This is a genomic window from Streptomyces ardesiacus (genome assembly GCF_003112575.1).
Lineage (GTDB): Bacteria > Actinomycetota > Actinomycetes > Streptomycetales > Streptomycetaceae > Streptomyces > Streptomyces ardesiacus.
The window spans coordinates 616,050-627,687 of record NZ_BEWC01000002.1 but is presented as its reverse complement, the minus strand read 5'-3'; the positions used below and the strand labels follow the sequence as shown (position 1 = coordinate 627,687).

The following is an 11,638-nucleotide window of genomic DNA, read 5'->3' as shown; positions in this document are numbered from 1 at the left end:
CTCCCGACTCCGCCGAACGGCCTTCAGCGGCTGTGCACATGGGCCCGCACCCCCTGCAGCCCGAACAGGACGAGCAGTTCCACCGCGCCGCCGTCGGCGCTGCCCAGCCAGTGCGGCAGGGACGTGTCGAACTCGGCCGCCTCACCCGGCGACAGCGTCAGGTCGCGCTCGCCGACCAGCAGCCGCAGCCGTCCGCCGAGCACGTACAACCACTCGGAGCCCTCGTGGGTCTGCGGGGTCGGTTCGAGGGGCGCGGGACGGCTCGGGATGATCATCTTGAACGCCTGGGTGCCGCCCGGCCGCCGGGAGAGCGGCACGAAGACCATCCCGAACCGCTTGACCGGCTTCAGGTGGATGCGGGGGTCCCCCGTGCGCGGGGCGCCGACGAGGTCGTCCAGGGGGACGTCGTAGATCCGGGCGAGCGGCAGCAGCAGCTCCAGGGTCGCCCTGCGCCGTCCGCTCTCCAGCCGGGACAGCGTGCTCTCCGACACGCCGGTCGCGGCCGAGAGGTGGGCGAGGGTGATGCCGCGCTCCCGGCGCAGCGCGCGCAGGCGCGGGCCCACGGCGTCGAGTACGTCGTCCGTTGCGGCGTCCATCGGGCCACCTTGCCACAACGGCAAGATTCCGTGCCGGTTCGGTCGTCCGCTGCCCAGACTGACGGCATCCCCTGCTCACGGCCGGCCGACCGGCCGAGCCCGACGGAAGGAGTTCCGATGAGCGCCACCGACGCGGTCACGTTCTGGGACGGCGTGTACGCCGCCCGCCCGGCGTCCGACGCCCCGCGGCCGAACGTCCGTCTCGTCGAGACGGTCACCGGCCTGTCTCCCGGCGACGCGCTGGACCTGGGGTGCGGCAGCGGCGGCGACGCGCTGTGGCTCGCCCGGCGGGGCTGGCGGGTCACGGCCGTGGACGTCTCCGGCGTGGCGGTCGAACGGCTCGCGGAGCACGCCCACGTGCACGGCCTCGACGGCCGGGTGGACGCCGTACGGCACGACCTGCACGCCTCCTTCCCCGAGGGCCGGTTCGACCTGGTCTGCGCGCACTACCTCCACACGCCCTTCGGCCTGGACCGCGCGTCGGTCCTGCGCGGGGCCGCGCGGGCGCTGCGCCCGGGCGGGCGGCTGCTGGTCGTCGACCACGGCTCGACGGCGCCGTGGTCGTGGGACCAGGACCCCGACGCGCGGTTCCCGGCCCCCGGGGACGTCGCGGCGGAACTCGCCCTGGACCCGGTGACGTGGCGGGTCGAACGGGCCGAGGCCCCGCGCCGGACCGCCACCGGCCCGGGCGGGCGCACCGCCGAGGTCGTCGACCACGTCCTGCTCGTCCGCCGCGCGGACTGACGGCGCGGCTCCCACCAGGAGGTCACCATGTCGGCCACCCCCCGCACCCCCCGCACCCACCGCCGGGACACCCCGCCGCCCCGCACCGGGGACGGCGAGGCCGCCACCCTGCGCGGATTCCTCGACTACCTGCGGACCTCGATCGCCGGCAAGGTCGAGGGCGCCCCGGAACCACGGGTCCGCACGGCCGCGGTGCCGTCCGGCACCAACCTGCTCGGGCTCCTCCACCACCTGACCCACGTCGAGCGCGCGCTCTTCCTCGGGGAGGAGGTACGGAACTGGCCCGCGACGTTCCGGGCCGCGCCCGAGGACGACGTGACCGAGGTCGTCGCCCGCTACCGGGACGCGGTCGAGCGCGCGAACCGCGTCCTCGACCGCTGCACCGACCTCGCCGCCCCACTCCCCCGGCCCCACCGGCACGGGGGCCGCCCCGCGCCCAGCGTCCGCTGGGCCCTCACCCACATGCTCGAGGAAACCGGCCGCCACGCGGGCCACGCGGACATCCTGCGCGAGCTGATCGACGGGGCGACGGGGCGCTGACCGCGAGGGACGGCACCTGGGCAGGGCGCCGTCCCTCCGGCTCCGCGTGCGCCGGGCGCAGACCATTCTGGATGACGTAGTCCAAAATTCGGGCTACGCTGCTCCGCATGGGCAGACCCCGTACGTTCGATGAGACCGCCGTACTCGACGCCGCCGCCCGCGAGTTCCGGGTGCACGGGTTCGCGGACACCTCCACCGAGCAGCTCTGCGAGGCGGCGGGACTGCGGCGCAGCAGCCTCTACAACGCCTTCACGTCGAAGGACGACCTGTTCGTCCGCGCCCTGGAGCACTACGTCACAACGATCCGCGCACGCCAGACGGCCATCCTCGCCGACGAGACACGGTGCGGTGCCGAGCGGCTGCGCGCCCTGGTCGACGTGGTCGTCGGCGAGGAGCAGGACGCCGCCCGGCACGGCCACGCGGCCGGCTGCATGGTCGTACAGAGCTTCATGAACCCCGACCTGCGCCAGCGGGACGAGCGTGTCGCGCGCGTCCTCGACAGGGACCTGCGGGAGCGGACCGCCCTCCTCGCGGAGGCCATCCGCGCGGGCCAGGCCGACGGCTCGCTCGCCGACTCGATGACGCCGGACGACGGAGCCATGCTCGTCACGACCGTCATCTCGGGCTTGCGCGTCACCGCACAGACCGGCATCGCCCCCGAAACCCTCCGGTACATCGCCCTGTCCGGACTGCGCGCCCTCCTGCGCTGACCGCTCGGCCTGCGAACGCCCCGCCCGCTCCCGCATGCCACCTCCGACACGCCACTCCCCCCTGCCGCCCTCCGCCTGACGCCTTTCGCATGGCGTCGTGCGCATGGCGTCGTGCGCATGCCGTCGTGCGCATGCCGTCGTTTTGGATTCTCCATCACAGAAACCAGGAGTCATGATCTCTCCGACCCCGTCCCGGCCCGTACCCCCAGCCGTGTACATCCTGGCCACCGGCGTCTTCGCGATGGTGACCAGCGAGTTCACCGTCGCCGGTCTCATGCCCCAGCTCGCCGAGGGTCTCGGCACCGGAATCGAGCAGATCGGCTACCTGGTGACCGTCTTCGCGGCAGCGATGGCCGTGGGCGGCCCGGTCCTCACCGTCGCCCTGTTGCGCGTGGCGCCGAAGACCGCGCTCATGCTGGTCTTCGCCCTCTTCCTGGTCGGCAATCTCGTCGCGGCGCTGGCCACCGGCTACCCGATGATGGTGACCGCCCGCGTCGTCGGCGGGGCCGCGTCACAGGCGTTCTTCGGCATCGCGGTCTCGTTGGGCGTCCGCCTGGTCGACGAGCGGGCGCGCGGCCGGGCCGTCGCGGTCGTGATGAACGGTCTCATGCTCGGCACCCTGCTCGGGCTGCCCCTGGCGACGTTCGTCGGCGACCGCTTCGGCTGGCGGTCCGCGTTCTGGGCGATCTCCCTGATCACCGTGGCGGCCGCCGCCCTGACCCTCCGCGGCGTGCGCAACCCCCCGGCCCCCACCGACCTGCAGTCCCGCTCGGGGACCGGCTCCGACCTCGCGGTGCTGCGCCGGCCGCAGTTCCTGCTCGCGCTCGTCTCCAGCACCTTCATCATCGGCGCGACGTTCTCGGTGTTCAGCTTCCTCACCCCGATCCTCACCGAGGTCACCGGGTTCTCCCCGGGCGTCGTGCCCGTGCTCCTGCTCGTCTACGGCGCCGCGACCCTGACCGGCAACATCGTCGTGGGACGGCTCGCGGACCGGCGGACCGTCTCCACCCTGCTGCTCGGCACGGGCCTGAACGTCCTCTTCCTCACCGGGTTCGCCCTCTTCGCGGACGTACCGCCGCTGGCGCTCGCGTTCATGGTGGGCATCGGCCTGGTCGGCGTCACCATGAACCCCGCCATGGCGGTGCGTGTACAGCGCGCCGGGAGCACCGCGCCGCTGGTGAACACCGTGCACGGTTCTTTCATCACCCTCGGGGTCATGATCGGCTCAGCCGCCGGCTCGGCCCTCGTCCCCCAGCACGGTCTCCGCGCCCCGGTCGTCCTCGGCATCGGCCTCGCGGCCCTGGCCGTCCTCGCCATCCTCCCCGCCCTCACGAGCCCGTACCTCCGCCACGGAAACGCCGTCCGCGCAGACGAATCCGTGCCGACGGGAGCCTGACGGCGACCGCGGGGTCGGCCGGCGGCGGACCGAGCCACGGGCCGGTGGAGGAAAGAGGCCCCCAACCCGCTCCCGCACAGGTCGGACGGCCTTTCGCGGACGTCACAGACGTTGAAGCGGAACGTTCGGCACAGTCCTTCCCGCGAGCTCTGAGGGTGGCTTGAGCGTGCATCGATATGCTCGTGGATGCGCCCTTTCCGACGGGTACTTGGCCCTCAAGGATCTGTCTGGCAGGATCCCGTCATGGCAAGAGAGGGTGGGGACCTGAGAGCCTGGCTGACCAGGCTTGACGATGTGCAGCTTCGTGAACTGATCCTGATACCGGGGCCCTTGCCCTTCTGGGCGAAGATCCCCCTCCGTGGCCCACATCCGCGTGTTGGCCGTCGCGAGTTACTTTCGGCCCGAGCATGGCTGAGTCGGGCACATACACGCGACTTGAAGCGAATCGCCGACGCAGCCGCCGACTTCGCAGACCACCTCTCGTCCCAGCACGCCGAGGGACCTCCGGTCGATCCTTCCCAGCCCGACATCGACGCTCTCAAGGCGATGACCGAGGCTCTGCCTCCGGTACTTGCCCGGCTGACCCTGCACTCCATGCTGTTGGAGGACGGCACCCCACGGCAGAGACTGGCCGAGCAGTACTGGGACCAGCTGCTCGTCACCGCAGACCGAGCGGCCACCAGTTGGAGCACGGAGGCGGAGGACCACGGCCATGACTCCGGCGAGGACATCGCCGAGCACGACGATGCCCTGAACGCCGTACCGCGGCAGCGGCCGGACCACTCGGGAGATGCTGTGTCGGACGAGCAGGCCAGGGCGACGGAGACCGCCCCCGGTACAGCGGCTCCCCCGGTCGTGGACACGACCGGGAATGCGAGCCCTCCTGCCGACCTCGCCACGGCCGTGGAAGCGCTGCGGGCCCATGCTGCGCGGTTCACGGATGGGCTGAGTCTCGCAGCGGACCGGGTCTCGCGTGGGCTTTCCCTGCCCGTGGCGCTGGAGGAGGAGACTGCCGCGTGGACGCGTGAGCGTGAGGCTGTGGCTCGCCTGTGCCGGGAGACGGGGCACGACTGGGCCGTCGAAGACGGTTTCGACGAACTCCAGGCGATTGTTGACGCCCTTCAGAAGGAACAGGAGCGGGAAGCTGCCCGCGCCAGACAACTCGCCGTGCTGCACGAGCAGCGACAGGCGCTGCTGCCGTTGCTGGGCCAAGTCGAGGGGAGCGGCGGTGGCGCCTACCTGGACTCCCTGCGGGCGACGCTGCGGGCCCTTGAGGCGGAGATCGTCGAGCTGACCAAAGTCACCCGCCCCGGCCTTGAGAGCCCGGAGGTAGCGACGCCTCAGCGCGCGGACAGCGGCAGCGACCCCACGACAGAGACTGCGGAACTCAGAGCGGCCGAGGCCGAGAAGGACCCGCCGGCCACGGACGACCGTGAAACGGCACTGTCCGACGCCGCTGCGGACACCGTCGGATCGACGGATACCGCTGTGACCGTCAACGCCACGGAAGCCGTCGAGCCCGCGGAAGCTGTGGAGCCCCCATGCGCCACGGATCCTGCCGAGCCCGGCGACGTCGCATGGCACGCGGACGGCCCGCAGACCGTGGCGGCCACGGAAACGGAAGTGCCTGCCGAAGCCGCGCACCCCCCGCTTGCCATCCACGGCGGGGAGCCGCAAGCCCTGAAAGACGAATCCACCACCGCCTCACCCGCACAACCTGAGCAGCCCGCGAGATCCGAGGCATCCGAGGAGCCCGCGCTGCCCTGGCACGGGCCCCTCGTCGAGCCCGGAACCGCAGCTGGTGCCACCGCCTCTCCTGTCGAACAGTTCGTCAGCGCGGAACGCTTCCAGGAGGCCTACTGGCTGACCGTGGCATCCACCGAGCCCGCGCACCGCGCGGAATGCCTGGCGTTCGCGGACGCCGCCTTCTCCTGCGCCACGCCGGAGGACGCGACACCAGTGATGACCCGGTACGTCCCCGACCTGGAGAGCGTGCAGAGCGACCGTCCGGCACTCGTCATGGCAGCCGTCGCCTCCGTCCGGGCCGGGCTGGTCGTGGGCTGGCCCAACGACCTGCTGCTGCAGACGGACCCCTGCTCCTCCCTCTCGGGCCCATGGAAGCAGCTACTGGAGTGTGCCGTCGACGTACTCCGCCACTACCAGCGGGTAGACCCCACCACGCTGCACCCCGGCATGGAGACCGGCCCCACCCTGACACGTTCCGGGCTGGCCGAGGAAGCCGAGCGGCTCCGGGTGGACCTGCCGAAGCGCAAGATAGGTCTGCAGCGCGCGACCCAGGTGCAGAACCTGCTGATGCGCCCGGAGCAGCCGCTGGGACGTGCACTCGAAGCGGTCCGGGACTGGGCCTCCGGCCGGGCGGACGCGTCCGTGCTGGAGGACGTCTGGGAAACCTTCCGCAAGCGGGACTCCGCCGAGCGCGTCATCGAGGAGGCCGACGCGGCGATCCGCACCCCCAAGCAGGCCAAGGAACCCATCGAGGCCAAGGCCAAGCGCTCCCTGCTCAGCCGAATCGAGCAGGTCGTCACACTTCTTTCCCAGGCCCGTGCGCTCGCCGCGCCCGGCATCGAAGAGCGCAGCGACACCATCACCGCGCTGGGCCACGCACTCGCCCAAGTACGGAACTCGCCTCCCCTGCCGGGCATCGAGGGAGCAGCGCTGTTGTGTCTGCGGCACTGGCTGAGCGGGGAGGGCCGCCCGCCGGTGTCCCGGCAGGTGCCCGGCCTCGTCGACGACCAGGAGCACACGGCCCCAGGCACCGGTTTCGTACCCGCCACCGAGGCCCTGCTGGCCGCCGCGGACCTGCCCCGGACGCCCGAGGGGGCGCCCGATCCACAGGCTCGGGGCTTTACCCAGGCGGTGCTGTCCCTCTTGGAGCCGGTGGATGTGGCCGCCGTGGCGGAGACCTACGCCGAGCGGGGGGACCTGCACCTTGCGGACGCCCTGGCCGAGGCCCTGGAGCAGGGGTTTGTGCCCGCGGCTGCCCCCGGCTCCGAGGCACTGCCCTCGGACTGGCGGATCCGTCGTGACGCGCAGTGGGCCCACTGGGCGAATGTGCGGGCCGAGACCCACCGGATCGCCGCCGGGCTGCTCGCGGAGCTGCGCACCCAAAGCCTCGACCCCGTAACCGAACGAGAACTGGTGGGGAAGCTCGAGCAGTTGGAGCGGCCGACGCCGGACGGTGCCTTCCGTCCCACGGTGGAGGCTATCGGCCGGCTTGAGGAGGAGCTGCGGGACCGGGTACAGGCGTATGTACAGCGGCTGCGCGCGCAGTTGGATGCACTGACGCTCACCGAGGCGGATCACAAGCGGCTTTCCGCCCTGCTGGAGGCCGGCGACACGGTCACGGCTGAGGAATGTCTGGCGCTGCTACGCAAGGGCGACACCCTGCCACAGTGGAGCGGCACGGAGCGTAGCGAGGACCTTGAGCGGTTCGTGGCAGGTCTGGAATCCGTCACACCGGTCAAGGCGGGCCAGCAGGGCTTTTCTGCGGTGTCATGGGCCGAGCACTACGCGGACGGGCAGCCGCTGACCGAGGCAGCGCTGGCCGGACTCAGCTCCTGGGACGCGCTCAGTAAACCGTCCACCCGCGGTGCGGAGTGGCAGAAACATGTACCGACGGTGCTGCGTCTGCTCGGGCTGGAGGGGGACAGGCCACCGACCCGCGACGACAGCCGCCGGCTTCGCGGCACCCTCCGGCTGACCGCGAAACTCCGGGCGAGCGAGAGCGCGCCGGGTTACGTCGCCGAACTCGGCTCTGCCGCAACCACGTACACGATCCTGTTGGTGTCGGACGAGCAGCGTGGGCGCAGTCCCCTGGAACTGCTCGACCGCAGCGACTCCGGGTCCTGCATCATCCTCTATCTCTACCCGCTGGGCCTTGCCGGACGCAGGGCGATGGCGCTGCGGGCCCGGACTTCCGCACAACAGGCCTTGGTGGTGGACCCTGCCGTCTTCGGATGGGTGGCGGCGCGCTCGCCACGGTCGTTCCGGGCCCTGCAGCGCGTGACGCTGCCCTGGACCGGCTTCAACCCGTACACGCCGTTCGTAGCCGGGCTCGTGCCCCCGGAGGTCTTCTATGGCCGGGTCCGGGAGATCGCGGCGGTGAAGGACCGGCTGGGTGCTCTTTTCCTCTATGGCGGACGCCAGTTGGGCAAATCTGCGCTGCTGCGGAAGGTGGAGGCCGACTTCCCTTCGACTCCCGACCACAAGGCCGTCTACCTGGACCTGAAGGCGCGCGGGGTAGGCGAGGCGGAACCCGCCGACCGGATCTGGCCCGTACTGGCCTCGGAGTTCAAGCGCGTGGGGGTGCTGGGGCCGAAGGTGTCCACGGCTGTGCCTCCCGGCGAACTGCTGGAGCACGTGCGCCGCTGGCTCGAGGAGCACCGCGAGCGGCGGATACTGGTCCTTGCCGACGAGGCGGACGCCTTCCTGACCGCAGATTCCAAAGCGGTGCGTGGCAGCGGCGGCGAGGGCACCTTCGCCAACGTGGCGCGTCTCAAGGGGTTGATGGACAGCACCGACCGGCGCTTCAAAGTGGTCTTCGCCGGTCTGCATCAGGTGCAGCGGTTCAGCCGGCTGTCCAACGTGCCCCTGGCGCACGGCGGAGAGGAGCTGATCGGCCCGCTGAAGCCGGCCGATGCGCAGCGCCTGGTGGTCGAACCGATGGCGGCCTTTGGTTACCGCTTCGAACGCCCGGAACTTGTCTGGCGGGTGCTGGCGGCGACCAACTATCAGGCGTGCCTGGTGCAGATCTTCTGCGAGCGCCTGGTCACCGCGCTGCGGGAGAAGCCGCTCGGTTCGGCGCAGTGGCCGGTCACGGTCACCGAGGACGACGTACGGGCCGTGACGGGTTCGCTGGAGGTGCACCGGCACATCGCGGAGCGGCTGCGGCTCACCATCAACTTGGAGGACCGGTACCGGGTACTCGCTCTGGTGATCGCGCTCCGCAGCCAGGCCGACGGTTTCCAGCGCGGCTACGACGCCGACGAACTGCTCCACGAGGCCAAGCGGAACTGGCCGGAGGGCTTCAGCCGACTGACCGCCAGTGACGTGAGGATCTACCTGGAGGAGATGGTGGGTCTCGGCCTGCTGATCCAGCAGGCCGACCGTCGGCACTACGCCGTGCGCAGCCCCAACGTGGTGCACATGCTCGGTACCCACGAGGACCTCGAACTGGAGTTGCGCCAGACGGAGTTCAGCCTGCCCTACGACTACAACCCGAGATTCTCCCGCAGGCTTCTCGGATCGGTCGAGCGGTCCGGCGCAAACCGGTACAGTCCGCTCACCGAGCAGCAGTTGTACGAGGCGACCAGTCCGGGCCTGACCCTGGTCTGTTTGACGAAGGCCCACGGCCCGGAGCTGATGGAACCGGCAGTCCGTTCGTACGCCGACGCGCGTGGCCTCACCGTGCACACCGCCGCCCCGGGAACGCTGGTGGACGTGCTCACGCAGGACACACGGAGCAAGGACCCCAGCGTGATCTTGGCCGATCTGCGCTACTGCGGACTGGAGACGCTCGACCAGACCCTGGACCGGTTGCATCAACACGCGGTCCGCGGCAAGGCGGCACCGCCACGCGCAGGGATCGTCCTGGTCGATCCGCTGGCGCGGGCCGCTCTCAAGGACGAGCGGGTCACCCAGGTGCTGCGGCCGGAACGGTGGAACGCCGACAGTCTGCGGGCCTGGCCCGAGTGCCCATTCGACACCCCGGACAAGCGGCGCCGGCTGATAGAGGCCACCGGCGGCTGGCCCAGCCTTGTGGAGCGCACGGTGGACTACGCCACCCGAGGCGGGTTCACCCTGGAGGAGGCCGTGGAGGCGATCCAGGTCCAGTACGCCCAGGAAGTGGTCGCCCGCAACCATCTCGACCGGGCCGAACTCACCCCTGACATGCGAGGTCTGCTGGCTGAGTGGGTGCGGTACGTCGAGCCCGGCGAGGGGTGCAACCACGGCGACATCGCTGCCGTGACCGGCCTCGACCTGACCGAGGTCCGCTCGTTCACCGACCGGCTCGCCGACCACGGCGTACTGGACGACGGCGAGGACGGATACGCGCTGGACCTCGTCACTTTCCGCGCGCTCACCACGGTGGGGAAGCAATCGTGATCGGCGAAGCCACCGCCAACGGTGCTTCCCTACCGGGCATCAGGGTCTGGCTCGCTCGTCTGCTGGATGATCTGCACAGTGGCCGGAGCTGCCTGTGGCTGCTTCCCCGGAGCATGCTCAAGGATGCCGGCAACCGAGCCGACCGGCTGCTCGACGATGTGCTGCACGAACTCGCCGACTTCCTGCTGCTGCCCTCGGACGAATCCCCTGCACCGGTCTCCGCACTCCCCCTGCCGTCGGCCAGGCCCCTCGGCGGCCGGTGGACGGGCCTGGCCCCTGTGCCCGACTTCGACGACGGGTTGCCGGACCTGCCCACTGCGCAGGGTCCTGCGCGCCTGGAGCCGGAGCCGCCGACACCTCTCACCCCGGCTGAGGCTCTGGCGGGCCTGCTGGAGCGACTCGCCAAGGAACTGGGCTCCGGAAGTGGCACGGAATCCGTCGGCTTGGACCCGACCGGCGATGTACTGGCCCGGCTCACCGGCCGCGGCAGCGGCACCCCCGAGACCCGTCCGGTGGTCGTACGGGCCTGGCGTGAGCCGGTGCCGTCCGCCGCCGCCCATCTGCTGCGTCGGTTGGTGGCAACAGCCAAGGAGGCAGGCCTCCCCCCGGACCGGCGCCCCAGGACCCTCGTCATCGCTTCCACCGAGGACTTTCCGACGGGCTTGGCCGATCAACTGCCCCGGGAGGACATCGCGGTGCACTGGTGGTGGGGCGCCACCGGCCGCCTGGACACCGCCACGGTCGTCGCGCTGGCGCGTCCACCGCTGGCTTCCCCAACGGAGCGCGGTCATCTGCACGAAGCGGTCGTCCAGGCCACGATCACCGAAGTGTGCGGCCCGTTCCTCGTCATCGCCGCGGCCCTGGCCCGTCGCTGGGACGACGGACGTCCCGAGAGTCTGACGTCGGCGCTCCACGACGTGATCGCGGATTTACCCGAACCGGCGGCCATCCCGCCGCAGCGAGCCGAGGGCACCCGGCATCCGGGCCGCCACCCCGACGAGAGGCTGCTTGCCGCATGGAATGCCGGCACCGTCGACAGCTGGGACGGCAGACTACGCCGCCACCCCGGTTACGACCTCGTGCATGAGCAGGCGGTGGCAGCCCGCGTATGGCTGGCACAGAACCATGTGCTGCTGCCGCTGCTGGACGACGCCCGAGACCAGTTCACCACCACCGTCCGGCTGCGTGCCCGGCTTCCCCTGGCCCGACTCGCACAGGACTACGGCCCGCGCCTCGAACCCGGCGCGGCTCCGGAACCAGCCGACTCCGCCGTCGCCATGATGGAGCTGGGGGCGATGTGGGGCGCGCACTGTGATGGCGCGATCACCCTCAGACCCGCCGAGCGTCGCCGGCTGCGCATCCTGCGCGAAGCCCGCAACCTCCTCGCCCACCGTGTCCCCCTCGACAGTGACCGGCTCTGCCGCCTGGTCGAGGAACTGTGTCGCTGACGCGGGGCACCGCTCAGGAAAGGCCGACGCAGTGCGATCCGTGTGCGAGCAGATCAAGGCCCGGGAGAAGGAGACCTC

Annotated in this window: 7 protein-coding genes; 6 read left to right on the top strand and 1 reads right to left on the bottom strand. The window is 71.2% G+C overall.

Features of this window, described 5'->3' with window-relative positions:
* Positions 1–23: 23 nt before the first annotated feature.
* Entirely contained in the window at positions 24–596 is a 573-nt protein-coding gene (locus Sdi02f_RS09930; protein WP_030400785.1) for a helix-turn-helix domain-containing protein, read from the bottom strand.
* Positions 597–713: 117 nt separating this feature from the next.
* On the opposite strand from Sdi02f_RS09930, the gene Sdi02f_RS09925 reads away from it, so the two are divergent.
* The 6 genes from Sdi02f_RS09925 (at position 714) to Sdi02f_RS09900 (ending at position 11,560) form a co-directional block, all read left to right on the top strand.
* Positions 714–1,340, top strand: a complete 627-nt coding sequence (locus Sdi02f_RS09925) for a class I SAM-dependent methyltransferase (RefSeq protein WP_108933104.1) — start codon at positions 714–716, stop codon at positions 1,338–1,340.
* 27 nt (positions 1,341–1,367) lie between these two features.
* Positions 1,368–1,880, top strand: a complete 513-nt coding sequence (locus Sdi02f_RS09920) for a mycothiol transferase (protein ID WP_053639203.1) — start codon at positions 1,368–1,370, stop codon at positions 1,878–1,880.
* A gap of 107 nt (positions 1,881–1,987) precedes the next feature.
* On the top strand, positions 1,988–2,590 hold the full coding sequence (locus Sdi02f_RS09915) for a TetR/AcrR family transcriptional regulator (RefSeq protein ID WP_108933103.1): 603 nt from the start codon (positions 1,988–1,990) through the stop codon (positions 2,588–2,590).
* Between the two features lie 172 nt (positions 2,591–2,762).
* The gene (locus tag Sdi02f_RS09910; RefSeq protein ID WP_108933102.1) at positions 2,763–3,986 is read left to right on the top strand and encodes an MFS transporter; all 1,224 of its coding nucleotides are present in this window, start codon (positions 2,763–2,765) and stop codon (positions 3,984–3,986) included.
* A gap of 435 nt (positions 3,987–4,421) precedes the next feature.
* Positions 4,422–10,112, top strand: a complete 5,691-nt coding sequence (locus Sdi02f_RS09905; protein WP_108933101.1) for a hypothetical protein — start codon at positions 4,422–4,424, stop codon at positions 10,110–10,112.
* Positions 10,109–11,560, top strand: coding sequence for an amino acid adenylation domain-containing protein (locus Sdi02f_RS09900; protein ID WP_159107641.1), 1,452 nt, complete (start codon positions 10,109–10,111; stop codon positions 11,558–11,560). Before Sdi02f_RS09905 ends, Sdi02f_RS09900 begins: the two co-directional genes overlap by 4 nt.
* The last annotated feature ends 78 nt before the right edge of the window (positions 11,561–11,638 follow it).

Bases quoted from the DNA above. Each gene is read 5' to 3' on its own strand.
- Sdi02f_RS09915 (WP_108933103.1), top strand. From the start codon at position 1,988: ATGGGCAGACCCCGTACGTTCGATGAGACCGCCGTACTCGACGCCGCC.
- Sdi02f_RS09920 (WP_053639203.1), top strand. From the start codon at position 1,368: ATGTCGGCCACCCCCCGCACCCCCCGCACCCACCGCCGGGACACCCCG.
- Sdi02f_RS09910 (WP_108933102.1), top strand. From the start codon at position 2,763: ATGATCTCTCCGACCCCGTCCCGGCCCGTACCCCCAGCCGTGTACATC.
- Sdi02f_RS09925 (WP_108933104.1), top strand. From the start codon at position 714: ATGAGCGCCACCGACGCGGTCACGTTCTGGGACGGCGTGTACGCCGCC.
- Sdi02f_RS09930 (WP_030400785.1), bottom strand. From the start codon at position 596: ATGGACGCCGCAACGGACGACGTACTCGACGCCGTGGGCCCGCGCCTG.